Annotated in this window: 21 protein-coding genes; 10 read left to right on the plus strand and 11 right to left on the minus strand. The window is 71.1% G+C overall.

Going from position 1 to position 21,080, the window contains the following annotated elements:
* Window positions 1–166: 166 nt before the first annotated feature.
* A complete protein-coding gene (locus ACVWWH_RS19420) occupies window positions 167–742 on the plus strand; it encodes a cysteine hydrolase family protein (protein WP_457317692.1) in 576 nt (191 codons plus the stop codon).
* On the opposite strand, the gene ACVWWH_RS19425 is transcribed toward ACVWWH_RS19420, so the two are convergent.
* The 3 genes from ACVWWH_RS19425 to ACVWWH_RS19435 are packed head-to-tail and all read right to left on the minus strand — an operon-like array spanning window position 735 to window position 2,920.
* Window positions 735–1,514, minus strand: coding sequence for a lipoate--protein ligase family protein (locus ACVWWH_RS19425; RefSeq protein WP_457317693.1), 780 nt, complete (start codon window positions 1,512–1,514; stop codon window positions 735–737). The two genes, ACVWWH_RS19420 and ACVWWH_RS19425, sit on opposite strands and share 8 nt — an antisense overlap.
* Window positions 1,515–1,517: 3 nt before the next feature.
* The gene (locus ACVWWH_RS19430; RefSeq protein WP_457317694.1) at window positions 1,518–2,351 is read right to left on the minus strand and encodes a thioesterase family protein; all 834 of its coding nucleotides are present in this window, start codon (window positions 2,349–2,351) and stop codon (window positions 1,518–1,520) included.
* Window positions 2,348–2,920 carry a DedA family protein gene (locus tag ACVWWH_RS19435; protein WP_457317695.1) on the minus strand — a complete coding sequence of 191 codons (573 nt, stop codon included), beginning with the start codon at window positions 2,918–2,920 and terminating at the stop codon, window positions 2,348–2,350. The genes ACVWWH_RS19430 and ACVWWH_RS19435 overlap by 4 nt, the downstream gene beginning before the upstream one ends.
* Window positions 2,921–3,036: 116 nt before the next feature.
* Here ACVWWH_RS19435 and ACVWWH_RS19440 point away from each other — a divergent pair, with 116 nt between their 5' ends.
* Window positions 3,037–4,482, plus strand: a complete 1,446-nt coding sequence (locus tag ACVWWH_RS19440; RefSeq protein ID WP_457317696.1) for an MFS transporter — start codon at window positions 3,037–3,039, stop codon at window positions 4,480–4,482.
* Here ACVWWH_RS19440 and ACVWWH_RS19445 read toward each other — a convergent pair.
* Both ACVWWH_RS19445 and ACVWWH_RS19450 read right to left on the minus strand, forming a co-directional pair.
* Entirely contained in the window at window positions 4,479–5,651 is a 1,173-nt protein-coding gene (locus ACVWWH_RS19445; RefSeq protein ID WP_457317697.1) for an FUSC family protein, read from the minus strand. The genes ACVWWH_RS19440 and ACVWWH_RS19445 overlap by 4 nt on opposite strands.
* A 57-nt stretch (window positions 5,652–5,708) precedes the next feature.
* Window positions 5,709–6,719, minus strand: a complete 1,011-nt coding sequence (locus tag ACVWWH_RS19450; protein ID WP_457317698.1) for a hypothetical protein — start codon at window positions 6,717–6,719, stop codon at window positions 5,709–5,711.
* 184 nt (window positions 6,720–6,903) lie between these two features.
* On the opposite strand from ACVWWH_RS19450, the gene ACVWWH_RS19455 reads away from it, so the two are divergent.
* The gene (locus ACVWWH_RS19455) at window positions 6,904–7,278 is read left to right on the plus strand and encodes a response regulator transcription factor (RefSeq protein WP_066498008.1); all 375 of its coding nucleotides are present in this window, start codon (window positions 6,904–6,906) and stop codon (window positions 7,276–7,278) included.
* A gap of 76 nt (window positions 7,279–7,354) precedes the next feature.
* On the opposite strand, the gene ACVWWH_RS19460 is transcribed toward ACVWWH_RS19455, so the two are convergent.
* Entirely contained in the window at window positions 7,355–8,341 is a 987-nt protein-coding gene (locus tag ACVWWH_RS19460) for an aldo/keto reductase (protein ID WP_457317699.1), read from the minus strand.
* A gap of 213 nt (window positions 8,342–8,554) precedes the next feature.
* Here ACVWWH_RS19460 and ACVWWH_RS19465 point away from each other — a divergent pair, with 213 nt between their 5' ends.
* The 3 genes from ACVWWH_RS19465 (at window position 8,555) to ACVWWH_RS19475 (ending at window position 11,740) form a co-directional block, all read left to right on the plus strand.
* Window positions 8,555–9,376 (plus strand): histidine phosphatase family protein, encoded by an 822-nt coding sequence (locus tag ACVWWH_RS19465; protein ID WP_457317700.1) that lies wholly within the window; start codon window positions 8,555–8,557, stop codon window positions 9,374–9,376.
* A complete protein-coding gene (locus ACVWWH_RS19470) occupies window positions 9,360–10,295 on the plus strand; it encodes an NAD(P)H-hydrate dehydratase (RefSeq protein ID WP_457317701.1) in 936 nt (311 codons plus the stop codon). Before ACVWWH_RS19465 ends, ACVWWH_RS19470 begins: the two co-directional genes overlap by 17 nt.
* A 119-nt stretch (window positions 10,296–10,414) precedes the next feature.
* Window positions 10,415–11,740, plus strand: coding sequence for an Nramp family divalent metal transporter (locus ACVWWH_RS19475; RefSeq protein WP_066498024.1), 1,326 nt, complete (start codon window positions 10,415–10,417; stop codon window positions 11,738–11,740).
* Window positions 11,741–11,981: 241 nt separating this feature from the next.
* On the opposite strand, the gene ACVWWH_RS19480 is transcribed toward ACVWWH_RS19475, so the two are convergent.
* Window positions 11,982–12,194, minus strand: a complete 213-nt coding sequence (locus ACVWWH_RS19480; RefSeq protein ID WP_457317702.1) for a hypothetical protein — start codon at window positions 12,192–12,194, stop codon at window positions 11,982–11,984.
* A gap of 36 nt (window positions 12,195–12,230) precedes the next feature.
* Between ACVWWH_RS19480 and ACVWWH_RS19485 the strand changes: the two genes are divergently transcribed.
* From ACVWWH_RS19485 to ACVWWH_RS19495, 3 genes are all read left to right on the plus strand, one after another.
* Window positions 12,231–12,920: a sigma factor-like helix-turn-helix DNA-binding protein gene (locus ACVWWH_RS19485; protein WP_457317703.1), complete on the plus strand. Its 690-nt coding sequence runs from the start codon at window positions 12,231–12,233 to the stop codon at window positions 12,918–12,920.
* 1,251 nt (window positions 12,921–14,171) lie between these two features.
* Entirely contained in the window at window positions 14,172–14,564 is a 393-nt protein-coding gene (locus ACVWWH_RS19490) for a nuclear transport factor 2 family protein (protein WP_066498027.1), read from the plus strand.
* A gap of 52 nt (window positions 14,565–14,616) precedes the next feature.
* Window positions 14,617–14,913, plus strand: coding sequence for a hypothetical protein (locus tag ACVWWH_RS19495; RefSeq protein WP_066498028.1), 297 nt, complete (start codon window positions 14,617–14,619; stop codon window positions 14,911–14,913).
* 126 nt (window positions 14,914–15,039) lie between these two features.
* Here ACVWWH_RS19495 and ACVWWH_RS19500 read toward each other — a convergent pair whose 3' ends face one another.
* Window positions 15,040–15,717 carry a response regulator gene (locus tag ACVWWH_RS19500; RefSeq protein WP_457317704.1) on the minus strand — a complete coding sequence of 226 codons (678 nt, stop codon included), beginning with the start codon at window positions 15,715–15,717 and terminating at the stop codon, window positions 15,040–15,042.
* A gap of 556 nt (window positions 15,718–16,273) precedes the next feature.
* Between ACVWWH_RS19500 and ACVWWH_RS19505 the strand changes: the two genes are divergently transcribed.
* Window positions 16,274–18,850 (plus strand): PEP/pyruvate-binding domain-containing protein, encoded by a 2,577-nt coding sequence (locus ACVWWH_RS19505; RefSeq protein WP_457317705.1) that lies wholly within the window; start codon window positions 16,274–16,276, stop codon window positions 18,848–18,850.
* Window positions 18,851–19,052: 202 nt separating this feature from the next.
* On the opposite strand, the gene ACVWWH_RS19510 is transcribed toward ACVWWH_RS19505, so the two are convergent.
* The 3 genes from ACVWWH_RS19510 to ACVWWH_RS19520 form a co-directional block, all read right to left on the minus strand.
* Window positions 19,053–19,499, minus strand: coding sequence for a hypothetical protein (locus ACVWWH_RS19510; RefSeq protein WP_457317706.1), 447 nt, complete (start codon window positions 19,497–19,499; stop codon window positions 19,053–19,055).
* 129 nt (window positions 19,500–19,628) lie between these two features.
* Window positions 19,629–19,799, minus strand: a complete 171-nt coding sequence (locus tag ACVWWH_RS19515; RefSeq protein WP_457317707.1) for a hypothetical protein — start codon at window positions 19,797–19,799, stop codon at window positions 19,629–19,631.
* Between the two features lie 247 nt (window positions 19,800–20,046).
* Window positions 20,047–20,943: a helix-turn-helix transcriptional regulator gene (locus ACVWWH_RS19520; protein ID WP_457317708.1), complete on the minus strand. Its 897-nt coding sequence runs from the start codon at window positions 20,941–20,943 to the stop codon at window positions 20,047–20,049.
* Window positions 20,944–21,080: the final 137 nt, after the last annotated feature.

Here is a 21,080-nt window from a genome sequence, read left to right on the forward strand (position 1 = left end):
CCGGCCACGGCGACCCCACCACCATCGGCACCGAGGCCCCCCACCTGCAGGAATGGATCCACCGCGGCCACTGACCTACGTCCTCGGCGACCGGCACGCTGCCCAGGCGGCCTCCGCCTGGGCAGGGATGTGTGTGCGTGCCCGCGCCCGCGGGTAAGGCGCGGGCATGCGCACCGCCCTGCTGATCATCGACATGCAGAACTCGTTCTTCGAGTTCCCCGAGCTCGCGGCGCAGCGCGGGCGGCTGGTCGCCGCCTGCAACGATCTGATCGCCGCCGCCCGCGGCTCGGGGCTCCCGGCGCACGTGGTCCGCACCGAGCACGAGCGCGACCAGTCCACGTGGACCCTGGCGATGCTCGACGACGGGCAGGGCTTCGCGTTCCGCGGCACCGAGCAGGCGGAATCCCTGCCCGAGCTGGACACAGACGGGCTGCCCCAGCTCGTCAAGCGCCGCGACAGCGCGTTCGTGGGCACCGACCTGCTCCAGCGCCTCAGGACGTGGGGCACCGAGCGCATCCTGCTCGCCGGGGTCTCCACGCACCTGTGCCTCGCCCAGACGGCCGCCGACGCCTACGCGCTGAACCTGCGGGTGGCCTTCGCGGCCGAGGCGATGGGCGCCGAGGACGCGGACCAGGCCGACGCGATGCTCACGATCCTCCTCGAGCAGTACCGCCAGGAGCGGCTCGGCCGCGAGGATGCCCTCGCCGTGCTCGGCCGGGTGAGCGAGCCCACCGTCAGGTGAGGGCGCCCTGGTCCCTGTACATGGCCACGAGGGCGGCCTCGACGGCATCCACGGTCAGGCCGGGCACCAGGTCGTCCGCGGCGCCCGCGGTGGCGGGGTCGAAGGGCAGCGCGAGTGCCCGGTAGACATCGGTGAGCACAGCCCGCACAGGTGCGGCGTCGGCCACCACGAAGACCGAGGAGAACAGCCACGCCCCGGCGACCACCCGCTGGGCCGTGCCGACGAGCTTGAGGCGGCCGCCCGCCGTCGTGCTTCCCGGGCCGCCGCCCTGCCCCGGGAGGTCCGCGCCGGCGGGGACGCCGTGGACGCTGAATTCGCCCGGGCAGTACTCCCCCGGGATTTCGCCCACCCGGGCGTCGACGCCGAGGGTGCGCAGGACCCCCGCGTAGAGGTCGCCGAAGACCTCGAACCGGTGCCGGTGGCCCACCATGGCCTCCCGGGCCGGCTCGATGTGGTCCACGATCAGCGTCCCGGCGTGGTAGGCCGCCGCGCGGCCGCCGGCCCGGCGGACCACGGGCTCGAAGCCGTGCTCGAGGGCCGCGGAGCGGGCCGTCTCGAAGCCGGGCAGGCGGGTGTCCCGCTGACCGAATGCGAGGGTGCGCCGGGGTCGGTAGAGCCTGAGCGTCGCCCCGCGGGCGCCGCGCTTGACCTCGTCGAGGAGCTCCGTGGCGCGCGCGAGCTCCGCGGCGGCGCCGTCCTCGTCGTCAGCGGCCAGCCCAGTGCCGGAGACGATCTCGAGCGGCACGGAGGCGCCGCCGTTCCACGCGGCCACGGATCAGCTCCTGCGCAGCGTGAGGATCTGCTCGGCGCGGCCGAAGGGTCCGTCGCCGTCGTGCAGCACCGAGGAGGTCAGGCCGATCCCGTCGGCGCCGAAGGACACGGAGTTGTCGATGCCGAGCCACTCGCCCCGGGGCTCGCGGTACATGTGGATCTGGAGATCGACGTTCGGGAAGGCCCAGCTGCCGGGGCCCGGCGGGACCCGGGTCGCGATGCCGTTGGCCGTGTCGACCAGGCCGATGAGCCTGACCCAGTCCGGGCTCTGCGTGCCGCCGACGAGGGGGTGGGCGGTCCGGATCCACACCGTGCCGCTGCCGGAGCGGTGTCCCGGAGCCTGGTACATCTCGAGCGAGCGGATGTAGCCCCCGGGCCACTCGGTGGCCCCGTCCCAGCGCTCGCACTCCCCGCGCGGCGGAATCCGCGGGTCCTCGACCGCGGCGACCGCTGAGGTGTCCGCGGTGATGAGCCGCCATGCGGTGGCGCGGACGGCGGGACGGCCCTGGGCGCTGAGCTCGGCCTCGATGAGCTCGATCGTCCGCCCTGGGCGCACCGTGCGGGTGGTGACCTCGAACTCGCCGCCGTGGATGAGGCCGAGGATCTCGTAGCCGATGCGGGCGATGCGCATCTCGGGCCGCGGCTCGTGCGCGGCCAGGGCGTGGGCGAGGATGCCGGAGGCGGGGGCCATGTGCTGCTCGTGGGCATTCCAGGCGCCCTGCGCGTGGATGGTGGACCGGTAGCGGCCGCCGCCGAGGTCCTCGTAGTAGAAGTCGCCCACGGCGAGTTCGGGCAGCTCCTGCGCCCACGGGGCCGATGTCCCTGCCTGCTGCGTCACGTCTCGCTCCTCTCCTGGCCTGCTCCCCGTTGTGCGGCCCCGTCCACCTTATCGCCAGCGGGAGGCGGCACCGCACCGCCGTCGGGCGCCGAGCGGGCGCGTGCGCGGCGGAGGAGGACGAGCCGACCGGCGACGGCGGCCGCTGCCGCCGCACCCGCTCCCCAGAGCCACGGTGCCCCGGCCACGTGCTCGGCCCAGAGCTCCAGGGCGGCCAGGCCGACCGTCGCATAGACGAAGGCCCAGATGACCGACCCGGCCGCGGCGGCGGGCAGGTGGTAGCGCAGGTGCATGCGCCCGAGCCCGGCGGCCAGATTGACGGTGGTCTGGAGGCCCACCGTCAAGAACGTGAGGACGATCGCCATCGGGCCCCAGCGGTCGAGGACGCGCTGGGCGCGGGCGATCCTGCGCGCGGGCCCCGGGCGCCCCAGGCGGGCAGCGATGCGGCCGCTGCGCGCGGCTCCGGCCGCGATCCCCCGGCCGAGCCAGTAGGTCGCGGTGGTGCGGGCCAGGACGATCGCAAAGAGCACGGCCCACGCGACGCCGAAGGGCAGCGAGAGGATCTGGTCCATGTGCTCACCCCCGGGCCGTGCGGATCTGGAGGAGGGTAGGGACGAATGCCCTCCTGATGTGAGCCTAGTCCAGCGCTGCAGGGACTATTTGCGCCCCCGGCGCGGTTCTGACCAACATGACCGTGACCCGTGCCGACGTGGGCTTCCGCTCCGAGCGTGGCCCCATCCTCATCGCCCTCATGCTCACCACCGGCCTCGTGGCCATCGACTCGACGATCGTGGCGACGGCCGTTCCCTCGATCGTGCGGGACGTGGGCGGCTTCTCCTCCTTCCCCTGGCTCTTCTCCGCCTACATGCTCGCCCAGGCCGTCTCGGTGCCGGTGTACGCCAAGCTCGCCGACATGCTGGGCCGCAAGCCGCTGATCCTGACGGGCATCGGCCTGTTCCTGCTCGGCTCGGTCCTGTGCGGGGTCGCCCCGACCATGGGCGCACTCATCGCGTTCCGGGTCGTGCAGGGCCTCGGCGCGGGCGCCGTGCAGCCGATGGCCATCACCATCGCCGGGGACATCTACACGGTCGCGGAGCGGGCCAAGGCACAGGGCTACCTCGCCAGCGTCTGGGCCGTCTCCTCCGTGGTGGGTCCGACTCTCGGCGGCGTCTTCGCGTCGCTGGGCATCTGGCGCGGGATCTTCCTGATCAACATCCCACTCTGCGTCCTCGCCGCCTGGATGCTCGCGCGCACGTTCCACGAGTCCTTCGAGAAGCAGCGGCACCGGATCGACTACCTCGGCTCCGGGCTGCTGACTGTGGCGATGACCCTGCTGATCCTCGGCGCCCTCGAGGGCGGCCAGGCCTGGGCGTGGGCCTCGCCGCTGGGCATCGGCGTGCCCGCCGCGGGAGCAGCCCTGTTCGTGGCATTCCTGCTTGCCGAGCGGCGTGCCGCCGAGCCGGTGCTCCCCACCTGGGTGATCTCGCGGCGGCTCCTGCTCACCACCACTCTGGTCTCCTTCGGAGTCGGGGCGATGATCCTGGGGCTGACCTCCTATGTGCCCACGTTCCTCGAGGGCGCCCTGTCCGTCTCTCCCGTGGTCGCCGGGCTCGCCCTGGCGGCGCTCACGCTCGGCTGGCCGATCAGCGCCTCGCAGTCCGGGCGGCTGTACCTGCGGATCGGCTTCCGCCGCACGGCGATCATCGGCATCGTGGTGGCGGTGGCCGGAACGGCCGTGCTCGCGGCGACCGCGCACACGCCGGGCGTGCTCTTCGTTGCTGGCAGCTGCTTCGTGATCGGGCTCGGACTCGGGCTGACCGCCTCGCCCACGCTCATCTCCGCGCAGTCGAGCGTGGACTGGAGCCGGCGCGGCGTCGTCACGGGCACCAACCTCTTCGCCCGCTCCATCGGCAGCGCCCTCGGCGTCGCCGTGTTCGGCGCGACCGCCAACGGGATCTACGCGGCCGCGCCGAGCCAGCAGCTCGCCGTCGTGCCCGCCTCGGGGGCGGTCTTCCTCGCCGTCCTGGTGGTCGCGGTGCTCGCCGTGGCGGCTGTGCTCGCCATGCCGCGCGATGCGCAGAAGGAGCCGGAGGCCGCCGGGTCCGAGGAGGAGTCGCGGCGCCCCGCGCCCTAGGCCGGGTCGGCGGCGCCCTCGGCCGGGAGTGAAGCCTCGGGCTCGCGGGAGTCCAGGCGCCCGCGGACCATCCGGACGATCCGCGACAGCGCGAGCGAGATCGCCCCGGTGGCGTCGCCGGGAGCCTCGCGTGCGACCACTTCGTGGTAGGAGCCGCTGAGGGCGTCGACGGCCTCCTGGGCGCGGTCGAGCAGGGCTTCCGGCTCGTCTTCCTCGCCCCAGCCGCGCAGGGCCTCGGCGGTGGCGAGCAGCGCCGCGGCCAGCTCGGGGGTGAGCTCGGTCGGCACCCGCGTTCCGGCGCGCTCTTCCCAGACCACGCTCGTGAGCACGTCGGTGATGTCCTGGACCCGGAAGGTGGCGCGCTCGAGGGCCTGCAGGTCTGCGAGGTCCGCCGCGAGGTCGCGGTGGTGCCGCCTCCTGCGCGGGTTGGCCCGGGCGCTGACTTCGGCCTCCTCGACGGCGCTGCGCACGTCCGCCGCGGTGGCCGCCAGCAGTCCCTCCCTCGTGGACCACTCCTTGCGGCTCGGCGGCCATTCTTCCTCGGTGACCGCGGCCGCCATGTCCTCGAGCTGGTCGCCGAGCGCGTGGCGCAGGCGCGCGAAGGCAGGGGTCACGGCCGCGACGCGCAGCGGGGGGAAGACGATCCAGTTCACCGCGAGCCCCACGGCGACGCCGAGGCCCATCTGGACGAGGTAGGCCAGCGAGAAGTCGTCGCGCCGGTTGGCGCCGGCGACGAGGACGAAGAGCGCGGCGAGGGGAACCCACTCGCGTCCGCTGCCCATCCGTGGGAGCCCGCCGAGGACCATCCCCACCCCGACCACGAGCGCGACCGACCAGGCCGCGGTGTCCGCGAAGCTCCCCACGAACAGGGCTACGCCGATCCCCAGCGCGAGCCCCACCAGGCTCTGGAGCCCATTGCGGAGCGAGTCCGCCACGGTCGGGTACATGCTCACGAGGGCCCCGAGCGGGGCGTAGTACGGGTACTGGCCGAGTGCGCCCGGCATGAGCTGCGCGACGGCCCACGCGATGCCTGCTGCGAGGGCGGTCTTCCCGGCCAGGACGAGGCGCTCGGCCGAGGCTGCCTCCCTCAGTCCGTTGCGGGTGGCCGAGGGGGCCCAGAGGAGGAACTGTCGGAGTGCGGCGCGGGGCTGACGGGGAGAGGGAGCCATCTGTCCAGCGTGGCATGGGCCCGGGGCTGCGTCGACTTGAGTTGGCCCGCGGGGCGGTCAGTCCAAGGCCGCAAGTCGCTCCTGGGCCTTCGTCACGGCCCGGAGTTCGCGCTCCACGAGACGGGCAGCGAGCCCCCGGGCGCGCTCTGCCGCTGCCGCTTCCCGTTGGGCCGCCGCAAGGTCGTCCTCGAGCTCCGTGATCCGGGCGCGCAGGCTCCCGAGTTCGTCGGCCAGGCGCCGGGCGCGGGCGGCGGCGTCCGCGGCATCCCGCTCGGTGCCGGCGAGCTCGGCCTGTGCCTCGTCGAGGGCCTGCGCAGCCTCGTCGCGGTCCGCCTCGGCCTCCGCCCGCTCCTCGCGCCGGAGCTGCTCCGCCCGCCGGCGCTCTTCCTCGGCCTTCCGCTTCGCCTCCTGCGTCCGACGCCGGCCGTCGCCGCCCTGCGAGCGCTCGCCGCTGTCGGTGCGCACCGTGCTGTCCCTGCGCCCTGTGTCTCCGTTCGAGGTGCCTCCGAGCCGGCCTCCAGGCTGCGTGGGGCCCCCGCGCGGCGCCGACGGTCCGCCGAGCACCTCAGGGACGGCCACGGCGCCGGAGAGGTCCACCGGCTCGAGGCCATTGCCCTCGAGAGCGCGGACCAGGAGTCCGCTCTGCACCGCCCGCGAGGCCTGCTCGTCCCCCATCGCGGCGCGCAGGGTCTGCTCGATCTCCGCCGCGGCGGCATCGCTCACTGCGACCCCGGCCTCGCCCGCGGCGGCCCGGGCGGCGGCCACCGCCTCGGGCAGGAGATGCGTGCGGTCTTTGCTGAGAGCGCGGAGGCGGGCAGAGTCCAGGGCCTCCTGGGCCTCCCGCAGCTGGGCGCCGAGGCTGACGAGGTCCCCCAGGGCTCCCGTTCGTCCGACGGCGAGCGCGTTGACGGCCCAGGCGGAGACAGAGGGCTTGGCGAGCCGGGCAACCCGCTGCGCGAGCTCGCGGTGGCCCTCGCGCCGGAGCTGCTTGACCCGGTCGTTGCGTGCCGCGGTGAAGGCGCCCGGCGGGCGGGCGTAGAGCTCGGCGGCGACGGCGGCGAGGTCCATGACACGCATCATAGGCGGCTGGTGCAGCTGCCAGCGGGTGCAGCCCGCTCCTGGCGCCCGGATCCATGACAGGGCGGTCATGCCCTAGACAGCTTTTGGATGGACTTTTCATACTTGTCATATCGACTTCGTAGCCCGGCAGAGCGCCGGCTCCTGTCGAAGCGGAACAGGCAGGAAAGACATCATGGGAGCAGACCAGAGGACCCGTGTGCTCCTGGTGAGCGCCTATCCCCCGCTCCTGAGCGCGCTGCGGGAGGTGCTCGAGGAGGAGGGCGTCGACGTCGTGGGCGAGAGCGGGACGATGCGCGAGGGCGCGCGGCTCGCGCGCAGGTGCGCCCCGCAGGTCATGGTGCTCGACGAGCACCTCCCCGATGGGGATGCGGAGGCAATGTGCCGCCGGCTCAGCGAGGCGGGCACACCCACCCGGTGCGTCATCCTCACCAGCCTCGGCGCCCGGAACGGACGCAGGAGGCCGCCGGGCGACCCCATCTTCGTGGTCCGCAGGATTGCCGACAGCGGGCTCCCCCAGGCCGTCCGGGCGGCCGCGGCCCTCACGTGAGCGGTTCCAGCCTCAGCTCCCTCGAGAGGCGGTAGGCGGCCCTGAGGTGAGGCCGTAGCCGAGGAGGATCCTGCTGCTACCAGCGCGGGTGGACCGCCTCGCGGAAGTACGCGTCGTAGATGCGCCGCACGCCGGCGTCGAACTCCGGGCCCAGTGACGCTGCGCCGGCTGCCGATGCCGCGTTTGCCCGTGCCTGATCGCCATTCCTCGCGCCAGGGATCACGGTCGACACCCCGGGCTGGGAGATGATCCAGGCCAGGGCAGCCTGTGCGGTGGTCAGCCCTGGCGGGACGAGCTTCTGGAACTCGGCGACCGCGTCCAGTCCCTGCTCGAAGTCCACGCCGGAGAAGGTCTCCCCGACATCGAACGCGGAGCCGGTCCGGTTGTAGTTGCGGTGGTCCCCTTCCGGGAAGGTGGTGCTCCGGCTGTACTTCCCGCTGAGCAGGCCCGAGGCGAGTGGCACGCGCACCACGATGCCCACTCCGGCCTCCACTGCCGCCGGGAAGACCTCGTCCAGGGGCTTGAGCCGGAAGGGATTGAAGATGATCTGCACTGTGGCGACGTGCGGCCGTGCGATCGCGGCCAGAGCCTCGTCGGCAGTCTCCACGCTGACTCCGTAGTGCCGCATCACCCCCTCCTCGACCAGTTGGTCCAGGGCATCGAAGACCCGGTCGTCTGAGTAGACCGAGGTGGGCGGGCAGTGCAGCTGGACGAGGTCGAGGGTGTCGCGTCCCAGGTTGCGGCGCGAGCGGTCCAGCCACTCCCGGAAGTGTTCCAGAGAGTAGTTCTCCGGGACCTGGGGCATCCGGCGGCCCATCTTGGTGGCGACCATGACCCCGGCGTCGGGATGCGCCGCGAGCCACGCGCCGATGGCCTGCTCGCTGCGGCCGTCACCGTACACATCGGCGGTGTCGAAGAACGTCACCCCCGACTCGGCGGCCGCGTCGAGGACCTGCCCGGCCGCCTCCGGGCCGACGTCGCCCCAATCGCCACCCAGTTGCCACGTCCCCAGGCCAATCACGGAGACTTCTCGACCAGTCCGTCCCAGCACACGCGTTTCCATGGGCTCCGACTATAGTGCCGAAACCTGCTTCCAGCGCGAGGGCGATCACGATGGCCGGGGAGGGTGAGCCCAGGGGTCGCTGAAGGTCGCCCAGATCGGTCGCGGACGTGTCGCGGCGGTGCCCGGCCGCCGTCGCCCGTTACGTTCCGCTGCCCGCTGGGTACCGCGTTAGTAGTGTTCCTGCATTCGGCACGGCGAGGACGGGGTGATTTCGTGGAGGACACGACCGCGACGAGTGATCCGGCCGACGGGGATTCGGTCAACCGTGACGGCCTGACGCACGCCGTCCAGGAGCGCGGGGCGGTGGAGCTGCTCCTCATCCGGCACGGTGAGAGCGAAGGCAACGTCGCGGCCACGGAAGCGCGCGAGGCAGGTGCGGAGGTCATCGACGTCCCCGCCCGCGATGCCGACGTGGACCTCTCCGCGACCGGCCGGGACCAGGCCAAGGCGCTGGGCGCCGCGTTGGGGCGGATCGCCGAGGGGCTCCGCCCCGACGCCGTGGTGTCCTCTCCCTACGCGCGGGCGCGCCAGACGGCCGAGATCGCTGTGGAGACAGCGGGCTGGCCGCTGCAGGTGCGCACCGACGAGCGGCTGCGCGACCGCGAGCTCGGCATCCTGGACCGGCTCACCCGGCTGGGCGTCGAGAGCCGCTATCCCGAGGAATCCGAGCGCCGGGACTGGCTGGGCAAGCTGTACTACCGCCCGCCGGGCGGGGAATCGTGGGCGGACGTGGCTCTGCGGCTGCGGTCCGTGCTGGCCGAGCTGAACGACCTGGGTGTGGGGCACCGGGTAATGCTGGTGTGCCACGATGCGGTCATCATGCTGTTCCGGTACGTGCTGGAAGGCCTCAGCGAAAGGGAACTGCTGGACCTGGCCGCCAGGGAAACCATCCTCAACGCCTCGGTGACGCGGTTCGTGCGTCCCTCCGGGTCGGGACCGTGGACCTTGGAGAGCTTCAACGTGGCCGACCACCTGGCGGAGCAGGGCGTCGCGGTCACCGAGCACGGAGGTGACACCAGTGCCCGGCCGCGCTGATTCTCATGCCGCCATCCTCGTGACGCCGTCGCTCCTGCGACAGTGGCCGCTCCCCGCCCCCGGCCAGGACAAGTACTCGCGCGGGTCCGTACTGGTGGTCGGCGGAGCCCGGGCAACCCCCGGCGCCGCTCTGCTCGCCGGAACGACAGCACTCCGCGCCGGGGCCGGGAAGCTCACCCTAGCCGTGGCTGGATCGGTGGCCGTGCAGCTGGGGGTCGCCTTGCCGGAGTGCGGTTCGATCGGCCTGCCGGAAACCGACAGCGGCTCCATCAAACCGGAGCTCGCCCGGATCTCTCCGTACCTGGACGAGGCGGACACGGTCCTGGTGGGGCCGGGGCTGGACGACCCCGACCTTGCCGGGCAGCTGCTGGCAGCCCTTCTCGAGCGCGAGAGCGCCCGCGGCGACCAGTCCGGCGGCGACTCTGACGGCCGGGGAGGGCCCGCCGTCGTCCTCGATGCCTTTGCCCTGGCCGCCCTGATGACGCTGGAGGACCAGCTGGAACCCTGGCGGGGCCGGCTGATCCTCACCCCGAACCGCAAAGAGGCCGCGCTCCTGCTGGGGCGGGACGTGGATGACCCGGAAAAGGACCTGGCCGAGATCTCCGCCAGGTTCGGCGCCGTGGTCACCTGCCAGGGGCTGATCACCCAGCCGCCCGGACGGGACCCGGAGGAACCGGACCTGTGGAAGATCACCACGGGATACGGCGGCCTCGGCACCTCCGGCAGCGGGGACGTCCTGGCGGGCGCGATCGCCGGGCTCAGGGCCCGAGGAGCCAGCAGCGCGCAGGCAGCCTGCTGGGGCACCCATCTGCATGCCGCAGCGGGCGACCGGCTCGCCAGCAGGCTGGGGCCGCTCGGGTTCCTGGCCCACGAACTTGCCGACGAGCTGCCTGCGCTGATGCTGGAGTCCAGCGTCTGACGCTCACTAGCCGTGCAGAGCAGCCAGGGTTGAATAACCGCATATCGGGTACAACTTTGACGGGTTCACTGAAGCGCCGGGCACCCCGGCTGGCAGGGGGAGGAAACAGGAGGCGATCCGTGGCGAACACGCGCGAGCGGGCCCGGAAGACCCCAGCCCGGCTGGGCTGGCGGGGCTGGCTCAAAGCCCTCGGCCCGGGCCTCGTGACCGGGTCCGCGGATGACGACCCCTCGGGCGTGGCAACCTACGCCCAGGCCGGCGCCCAGTACGGGTACGCGGCAGTGTGGACCGCTCCCGTGGTGCTGCCGATGATGATCGCGGTCCAGGAGATGTGCGATCGCACCGCCACGGCAACCGGGGAGACGCTGGGCAAGCTCGCCCGGCGCCGTTTCGGCAGGGCCGGGGCAATCGTGGTGGGCATTCTGCTGCTGTGCCTGCTCGTGGCCAACATCGTCAACGTCGGGGCCGACCTGATGGCAGTAGGCAAAGGCATGGAACTGCTCGGGGCGGGCCCTTCCCAGCTCTGGGCCCCCATCGCCGGAGTGGGCCTGGGAGTGCTGCTGATGACCGGGTCCTACAAGCTGGTCTCGAAGGTCTTCATCTGGCTCTGCCTCGCCCTCTTCGCCTACGTCGTCGTCATGTTCCTCGCCGGGGTCCAATGGAACGAGGTCCTCGCCGGGCTCACCTTCCAGCGCCTCGACCCCAATCTGCAGTTCTGGGGTCTCGTGGCCGGGGTCTTCGGCACCTCGATCTCCCCCTACCTCTTCTTCTGGGAGAGCGGACAGCGCATCGAGGAGATGCGCGCCAAGTCCGAGAAGGGAGACCGCCCCGCCGCCGACACAGACATCCCCGACTACAAAGCCATCCGCCGCCGCAGACAGCAGCGCATCGACGTCGTGACCGGCATGACCGTCTCAGTACTGATCATGTTCGCCATCATCGTCGCCACCGGCGCCACCATCGGCCGGCACCCCACCGACATCAACTCCGCCGCCGACGCCGCCCAGGCCCTGAAGCCCGTGGCTGGGCCCCTGGCCGGTGCGGTGTTCGCCCTCGGATTCATCGGCACCGGGCTGCTGGGCGTCCCGGTCCTGGCCTCGGCAGCGTGCATCGGCTTCAGCGGCCTCACCGGCAAGAACTGGGGCTTCGACCGCAGCCCCCGCAAGGCCCCCCTCTTCTACGGGCTCCTGGTCGCCGGGCTCGTGGTCGGAACCATCCTCTCGGCGCTGTTCACCGACGCGATCGCCCTCCTGGTCCTCTCGGCCATGATCAACGCCATCGCGGCGGCCCCGTTCCTCATCGTCGTGCTCCTGATCGCTGGGAGCCGTCGAATCATGGGCGACAGGGCGAACCGCGCACTCTCAAGCACCATCGGCTGGGCGACCGCTGCGATCATGGCCGCCGCCGGAGTCATGGCGATATGGGCCCAGCTCTCAGGGAGCTGAATTCTCGCAGGCAGCTGAGCCCTCTCCCGGGCGGCCGCCGGCAGCACCGTGAGTATCCGCTGCCTCAGTCGAAATGCGTGGTGGGGTGAGGCTGTCCGAAACAGGCCCGGATCCGGACGCGATCCGTGCAGCTTCACTTTGCGATCATTCGATGCCGTGAGGAGGAAGCCCACGGCCTATTCACGGGTGCTTCGGGATTCTGCCGTGACCACGCCTGCGGACAGCTGATCGGGGCCCGGGATCAAGGGGGCCGATGTTCCCGGCAGGTTGCGTTTGCGTCTTCGTCGAGCCCTTCCACCGCGGCCGCTACCACGACGGAGAGGCTCTCGGCGATGCTCAGGAGCGCCACGGTGCGGGCCTGCCCGAACCGTCCCGCAACCTCGGGATCGGCCGCGCCCTCCTCCTGGGACGCCTCGAAGTAGGCCAACGCCACATCGAGCGGTTCGAATGCCACGGCATCGCTCCTCATGTCACGGGCTGCATCCGACCTTTGAAGTCAGGATCGGACCATCAGCGGCAGCTGCTGGTCCGGGGTTCGGGTCTTCGAAGCGGTCGTTCCTGCAGTCCGCTGAGGAGGACTCGGAGGAGAACGGTCGAGGTACCTCGGCGTCGCCGACGCGCTCGCACGGCATTTCAGGTACCGGGAACCGCCCGGGCACGGACCCCTGCAGTACGCCGTCCCAACGGTCAACGGAGAGCTCAAGCGCTACATCCGCGACCAGTCCTGGACGGTGAGGCCGCCCCGGGGCCTGCAGGAGACCAGGCTCAGGCGCAACGCCCTGCGCCGCCGCCTGGCCCAGGAGCTCCGCCGCGAGCCCTCTGCCAAAGAGCTCGCCGCCGCCGCCACGCGCCCAGACGATGTCGCCCAGGCCCGGCTCACCGACGCAGCCAGAGTCGGACAGCCCATGGAAGCCGACGAGGCGCCCTTCACGCCGGAAGGACGCCGGCTCCCGTCCGTCCCCCCCAGGACGATCTCCGGTACGCCCGCGTCGCGGAACTAGCCGCACTCAGGCGCGCCCTCTCGGACGCCTCCGGCCAGGAGAGGCACCTCCTGCGGCTGCGCTTCATCGAGGAGATTATCCGGGAACAGATCGCGCACGAGCTGGGAGTCAGCCAGATGCAGATCTCGCGCCTCCTCGTACGGATCCTCGACAGTCTGCGCCACCGCCTCTTCGACTGACGGTCACACCTGGGCACGGCACCAGACTCCTCTCGCCCCTTTCGGTAGCGGCCCGGGCGCCTCGTGCCAGCGCTGGGATTGGGAACGAGCTGGCCCTCCCACCGAGGCGCTCCGGCTGTGCACGGACGCGTATCCATCCCGCTGATGACCTGTCATGGCGGCGGGTCCCCCCCGGTAGCCCGAGTCCACGAAGAGCAGCGACTTCGTCCCAGACGCGGACCCTCTGGCGGCGAGGGAGGTCCGCTCGGACATCAGGGCGTGGTCAAACTCGGCGACGGCATCGATTTCGAAGAAGCCCAGATCCAGACGTTCCTACCCCTGCCTGACCCCAGCGTGAGCGCCGAGCATCGACACCTGACGCTGTCTCGGTTGGGGTTCCTTCGATGGGACTCCGTGTCATGCTGTTCAGGACTGTAGCGCCGCCCGCTCAACGGGCCTGCCGGTCTCGTACGTTGCGGCCACCGTACGAGTAGCACCCACGGTCCTGCCCGCGGCGGGCGACTGCTCGGGTCTCTTGGGCCTGGATGGGAGCGGCCCCGAGCCGTCCAGCTCGGAGTCGACGCCGCGCTCGCCCTGCGCTGGAAGCTCATCGCCGACGTGGCGGCCTCGATCACCGCGGGAGAGCCATGAGCCGCGGCAGCAGGCCGGAGGAACCACCCCAGGACTCCGCCCGCGAACTTACCGCCCTCGTGGATGTGCTGCTCCACGCCGCCCAGCCCGCGCTGGACGCCGACCGCTGAGGACAAGACCGCTGCGGTCAGGCTCCCCCACCCCCGAGGTTCCGCTTGGCTGGACAGAGCCCGGGTCGGGATGGGCTGCCCGTGCCCGGCGCTCAAGGACGCTCGGCGTCGCTGCCTGCCTCGCCCATCCGAGGGTGTGGCCGGCGACCACAGGTGCGGTCACCCCGTCCGGCTGGGGGGTAGCTGGGCGGGGCGCCGGGTGCCGGCTTCCCATCCCGAAAGGCGGCAGGCCAGCACAGTTCGACGATACGGCTGGCGCATCGAGCCGGCCAGAGGACTTCGGCCCGCCCTGGCCGTGGAGCCGCCCTCGCCCGTCGCCCCCCCCTTCCCCCGCCCGCGTGGACGGCACACCAGGCCGGGACGGCGGGACGATCACGGAGGGCCCTAAGCCCCTCACGCTCCCAGAGCCCTCCTGCGAGCATGGAGTGCAGCCCCGCCCCGAGGCCGCACCCCCCGTGGACAGGGCTTGAGCAGTCCATCGACCGACGAGGATGACGGAGAGGTATCCGATATGGGCGCTGCAGAAAACGCCGAAGTGGTCCGGCGCGGCTATGAGGCCTTCAACGCAGGGGACTTGGCCGCCCTGAGCGAGTTGTTCGCGGAAGACGCGGTCTGGTACGCCGCTGGCAGTGGCGTACTGTCCGGGACCAAGCAAGGACGCGAGGCCATCTTGGCCTACTTCGGCGAGCTGGGCGCACGTTCCCACGGTTCCTTCCAAGCGGCGGTCCAGGACATCGTCGGCGGAGAAAGCCACACCGTAGGGATCCAGCAGAGCCACGCCGAGAACAACGGGAAGACCCTGAACCTGGCCACGGCCATCGTGTTCGCACTCCGGGACGGGAAGGTGATCGAAGGCCGCGAGTTCTTCGAGGACACGGCCAAGTCGGACGACTTCTGGAGCTGACCCTCAGCGGGGCAGGAACACCACACACACCCGGACCAACCAAGGAGCAGACATGGAAGCCGCCCCATACGGAGTCGTGCACTTCTTCCCCGGAGGCACCAAGGAGCAGTACGAGGCCTCGATCGCCGCCGTCCACCCCGGCGAAGGCCTCCTCCCCGACGGCCAGACCTTCCACGCGGCAGGACCTTCAGCCGGAGGCTGGACGATCATGGCCGTCCACGAGTCGAAGGAAAGCTGGGAGAAATTCCGCGACGGCATCCTCATGCCCCGCATGCAAGCGGGCATCGAGGGCGGATTCACATCGCCCCCCGAGGAGACCGTCATCGACCTGTACAAGATCATCCCCTGACAATCCGGCAGGCCACCTGAGGTCCAGCGCGTCCTCTCCGGGCATAGCCGGACGCGTTTCGGGAGGGACGAGGGCGCGCCGCCGTCCCCGCCCGGAAGGGCCGGAGCCCGAGGCCGGGCGCCGGCTTCACGGGCGCGGGCGCTGCCTCCTTCGCTCGGCCTGTGCAATGTACAGGGCCGCCTGGGTCCTGTTCTCCAGGCCGAGCTTGGACAGGACCGCGGAGACGTAGTTCTTCGCTGTCTTCTCGGCCAGGGCCATCTGCTGGGCGATCTGCCGGTTCGTCATGCCCAGGCCGAGCAGCTCCAGCACCCGGGACTCCTTCGGCGTCAGGCCGTCGAAGATCCTCGGTGCTGGCGGGGCTGACTCGATCGCCGCTGAGAGGATCCTGTCCTCCTCCTGGGGGTCGAAGAGCACCTCACCCGCCGCGGCGCGGCGGACTGCCCGGGTGATGTCCTGCCCCGGGAGCCGCTTGAGGAGGTAACCGGACGCCCCCGCGAGGACCGCGTTCCGGAAGCCCTGCTCATCATGGTCCTGCGCCAGGATCAGGCACCTGATGCTCTGGTCTATCGAGCGGATGCGCCGGCAGACCTCCATCCCTGTCCCTCCCGCCAGCCGGGCGTCGAGCACCGCCACGTGCGGCCGCAAGGCCGGGATCCTCGCCTCAGCCTCCGCGGCGGTCTCACTCTCCCCGACGACAACCATGCCCTCGTCCTCGAGCAGCTCCCTCAGGCCCCGCCGGGCTACCTCATGCCCGTCCAGGAGGTAGACCCGGATCGCCTCAATGGCCTCGTCACTGCTGTCCACGTTGCACGCCTCTGGCTCAGCCCTGCTTGGACGGGCAGCAGCAGCCATCGTCAAGGCGTTCGGGTGCGGCGCCCGCCAGGCGGTCCCGTTCAAGGGGTTCCACGGAAGGGGAGCCGGTCTGGTTCAAAGCTCCCCCGTGGGCGCGATTCTTGACCCGTGTCCATGGTAGGGACCGTCCTCCTTGACGGGCGAGTATGAGACGCCCACGTCGCGGCGGCCGAGACCCCGTCGTGGGCGGAGTGAATGATCGGGGCGGCGCCCAGCCTTGGCAGCGGCCGGAAAGAGGTCCTTCACCATCGGACCCCTCGCGTCGGCGCCGCCCACCGTCAGCCTCACCTTCCAGACGCATGAAGGACCCCGGCCGCATCCCCCTGCGCGCCATCCACCAGCACATGGCCCCCGGCACTGAGCCCGCCCCCCAGGCGATCTTGGACATCGGACCGGCAACGGAGCCGATGCACGATCGCCGGCACGGCCGGCCGGAGGGCCCGGCCAACTTTTCCCGCAGGGGCCGCGGAGACTTCCGGGACACGATGCCAGGTGGGACGCTGGGCGCATGCAGAACTACCCCGGCCGTCTTGTCATTAGGCTGCGGGATCCTGCGTCGAGGGATGCGGGCTTGGCCGGGGGAAAGGCTGCGGGTCTCGGCGAACTCATCCGCGGTGGCTTTCCCGTGCCCGAGGGCTTCGTACTCACCACCGCCGCCTACAGGGCCGTGGCCCGGCAGGGCCGAACGGACCCAGGCGACCCGGAGGCCACTGCCGCGGCGTTTCGGGCGGCCTCGATTCCCCCGGTCGTCGCAGACGCACTGCTGGACGCCTACCACGCCCTGGGGTCCGGGCCCGTGGCCGTCCGCTCGTCCGCCACCGCCGAAGATCTCCCGGAGGCGAGCTTTGCCGGGCAGCACGATACGTATCTCGGAACAGTCGGCGATGGCGCGGTCCTCGACGCCGTCCGTCGATGCTGGGCCTCCCTCTGGACCGACCGGGCAGTGGCCTACCGGCAGGCCTACGGGATTGACGGACGAAGCGTTGCCATGGCGGTCGTCGTCCAGAAGATGGTCGACGCCGCCGCGGCCGGGGTGGTGTTCACCGCCGATCCCGTCACCGGAACCCGGCGCCGCGCCGCGGTCGACGCCGTCGCCGGCCTGGGTGAAGCGCTGGTCTCGGGAGCGGTGACCCCGGACCACTACGTCGTGGACACGGTCAAGGGCTCGATCGTCCAGTACCGTCCCGCGGGGAACGCTGCCGTCCTCACTGAGGACGAGCTCCTGGAACTTGCCCTTCTTGGCGGCCGGGTCGAACGGCTCTTCGGCCCCCCTCAGGACATCGAGTTCGCGCTCGACGCCGGGCGCCGGCCCTGGCTCGTGCAGTCGAGGAACATCACCACCTTGTACCCATTGCCGGCAGGGGCTCCCGACCCCGCGGACGATCTGCGCGTCTACCTCTCGGCGAATGTGGTCCAGGGCTATTTAGAGCCTTTCACTCCCATGGGCGTGCAGTTCTTCCGGCTGCTCGGCTCGGGCGTGTCCCGGGCGATCGCCAAGCCCGCGCGGACCGGCGGCGACATGGCCGCCGGGCCGAGGATGCTGGTCGAAGCAGCGATGCGCCTCCACCTCGATGTCACCGGCGCGCTGCGGGATCCGATCGGACACCGGCTGCTCCACCTCGTGGCCGGCGTCGCCGAATCCCGCAGTGCTGCCGCGCTCTCCCGCCTGGCCGATGACCCGCGATTCGCCATCCGCACCGGCTCGCGGCTCGCTTCCCTCCGCCGTATCGCGGAGCCCCTGCTGCGGCTTGGAGTGCCGGTCATCGCCCTGCGCACGTTCCTTGCCCCGGCGTCGGCGCCCCGCCGGCTCACGCAGCAGGTCGAGGCGATCGTGCGCCCCATGGCGGTCACCGACGGCGACGCGAACCGTCATCTCGATGCCATAGAACGGCTGCTGCTGGAAGCACCGCCCCGCATGTTCCCCCGACTCGTCGGTGTCTTCGCCCCGGCGATGCTCTCCCTGGGCCTGGCGGGCCGCCTCCTGCGCGGACGGGCGAGCCCCGACGAGCTCCGGACCGTGACCCGGGGTGCCCCGCGCAACCCGACGACCGAGATGGATCTTGCCCTCTGGCAGGTCGCTGCGGCGGCCCGCCGCGACCCCCCGTCGAGGAGAGCGCTGACCGAGCGCCCGCCCGCCGAACTCGCCGACGCCTACCGCACCGGATCGCTTCCGGCCACGCTGCAGTCAGGGCTCGCCCGCTTCCTCTCGCGCTACGGCTTCCGCTGCATCGGCGAGATAGACATCGGCACACCGCGCTGGTCCGAGGACCCCACCCACCTCCTGGGCGCCCTGGCCAACTATGCGCGCCTCGGCGACGGACTGCCCGATCCCGATGCCCAGTTCGCCAAGAGTGCACTGGAGGCCGACACCATGGTCCGGGAGCTGCTCGGCAGGGTGCACGGAGCACGCCGCGCTGCCCTCCGCTTCGCGCTGCGCCGCGTCCGGCTGCTCATCGGCTCCAGGGAAGCACCCAAATTCCACCTCATCCGCCTCCTGGCCACTCCGACCCGCGAACTCCTCAAGCCCGTGGGGACACAGCTCGCCGAAGACCGCCGGATCGCCGACCCCTCCGACGTGTACTTCCTCACGCTCGCCGAGGCCAGGCGCGCCCTCGCCGGGCAGGACCTGCGCGCCCTGGTCGCCCAGAGGCGCACAGCCTTCGAGCGCGAACGGAAGCGGAAGCACATCCCCCGGGTGCTGCTCTCCGACGGAACCGACGCCGAAGCCATGACCGGTGTCCGCGCCGGCCAGGACCTGACCGGCACACCGGCCTCGCCCGGCACGGCCACTGGCCCCGCGCGCGTGATCCTCTCCCCCGAAGGGGCACACCTCGAACCCGGGGAAATCCTCGTGGCCCCGTCCACGGACCCGGGCTGGACCCCGCTCTTCCTCACCGCCGCAGGCCTGGTCATGGAAATGGGCGGAGCCATGTGCCACGGCGCAGTCGTCGCCCGCGAATACGGGATCCCCGCAGCAGTCGGCGTCCCCGAGGCCACCGAAAGGATCACCACCGGGGCGATCATCACCGTAGACGGCTCACGCGGCACCGTCTCCCTCCCCGAGCCAACACAGCCGACACCCTAGGCCAGGCGCCAAGCCCTGCGACCGCCATCGCGCCCCAGAGCACCGCTGCCCCGAGGTCGACAGAGCGGCGTCTCCTGGCGTCGGGAAGTGACCTCCGCTGATCCGAGGGTGAGACGGGCGAGGGAGCACAAGGCTCAGGGGCCCAAGCCTTCAAAGGGGTCGCCCACGGTCAAGGGGTGCGGCTCATCGCTTTGCTAGCTGGCTATTCAGAGCGTCCTGTAGCGGGATGTGATCGTGTGCTGCTCTTGGTGAGGGCGGCTCGGAACCGTTCGAGTTGGAAGCGTTCGAATTGGTTCTGTACCAGCTGGGGCGGTCCGGCTGCCCGGTCGACGTCGATGCCGTAGCGGGTGAGCAGTTCGGCCCGGATCATCTCTTCGGCCCGAGCCGCTTGTTGGGAGTGGGCCCGCAAAGACCGGGCTCTGGCGAAGACGCGGCCGATCGCGTGGGGCTCGGCCTCCGCCCACCACGAGCTGTCGAGGACGCTGCGCAGTTCATCGAGAGCTGATCCCCGCTCGGCGGCAAAGAGCTCATCGGTCGGGGACAGGTCATCCCCGCAAGTCCCCTGCCCCGGATCGGGGTAGGCGGACGCGAGCCGGTCGGCGAAGCGGGCGCCGGCCGCTATGGCCACAGCGAGTTCGTAGATGTCCATGGACGGTGCCACCTGGTCGAGGTTGTGGGGGCGCAGACGTCCCTCTTTTTTCGGCGCCCGGCGGTTGGGCCTGCCGGAGGGCACCGCTGGCCGCGCCGAGCGGGCGGCCAGCGGTGCGCCCATCGGTGATCAGCTCTCGACGGGAGCGGTATCGGACCGATAGGGGTGCCCACCGTCGTGGGACGTGCCGTGGTGGTGGTGTCCGGGGTGGTGCTCCTCGTATTCGATCTCGAGTTCGTCGGCGGTGGTGAGGCCGAGCAGTGCCTTCCAGAGTGCCCAGCCACGGGCCCTGGCCCACATTCCATCGTCCCGAGCAACCGCTCGTCGGCTAGCATCATGCTCAGCTTTCGATGCCTCTCTGAGGGATCCATTACCGGGTGCCCTCCGTCCTCAGCGGGCCGCACTCGGCGCCAAATGTCGCGGCAAAAGGACCGCCATGTACCGCCGAAAGTCACAGGTTCGAGTATCCGCAGGTGTATTCCGGCTTGTCGGCGTACTGGTAGCAGTCCTGGCTTGTCTCAGCGGTGCCTGCGATGGTTGGCCGGAGTTATGGCTGAATCGCCGACCCTTGCGTTGTGGACGTCGACGGTGAAGGTGCCTGTTCAAGGGTCGCGGCCCAGCTGCCGAGGAGGCGCAGGGCGTCGGCGGAGGTTGTGCCGGGTTCGGCGCTGTAGATGAGCAGGGAAAGTCCGGGGTCGGCTGTGAGGTCCATTGCGTTGAACATGAGTGCGATGTCCCCGACGACCGGGTGGTGGAATCTTTTGATCCCGGTGGTGTGGCGGTGCACGTTGTGCGCGGCCGACAGGGTGCGGAATTCCTTGCTGTGGGTGGAGAGCTCGCCCACGAGGTCGGAGAGGTCCTTGTTGTAGGGGTCCCGGCCGGATTCGGCGCGCAGGATCGCAACCGTGTCGTTGGCGGCCTGGTTCCAGTCGGGGTAGAGATCCACGGACCGTTTGTCGAGGAAAACAAAGCGGGCGTGGTTCACGGGCCGGCCGGTATCCCTGTACATCTCGGAATACAGGGCACGGCCCAGGCTGTTGATGGCGAGGATGTCCAGGCGGCCGTTGCGGATGAACGCGGGGGCTCCGGTGATGGCGTCCAGGGCGTACTGGAGGCTGCGCGGGATCTGCTGCTTCGGGCGTCGGAGCGGCCGCTCCTGCGACCCGGCGGCCCGGGCAAGGTCGAACAGGTGCGCCCGTTCCGCCTCGTCGAGCTGTAACGCCGTCGCCAGTGCGTGCAGGATGCCCTCGAAAACGCCGCCGAGCTTGCCCTGTTCCAGACGGGTGTAGTACTCGGGACTCACGCCAGCCAGAGAGGCCACCTCTCCGCGGCGCAGCCCGGGAACGCGGCGGTTCCCGCCGAAGACCGGCAGGCCTGCCTGCTCGGGGGTGATCCTGGCTCGCCGTGTCGTCAGAAACTCGCGTATCTCATTCCGATTGTCCACGTCATCAACGTTAGAGACCCGCCACCGATTGAGGCAGGCCCTGCCAGTGGTACCTACAGCAGGGACTCCCTCAATGCTTTGAACACCTGTTGACTGGAACGTGTTCCCGAAGGAAAGCCGTCCAAAGGCGGCTCCGG

The sequence above is a fragment of the Sinomonas sp. RB5 genome, assembly GCF_054063535.1.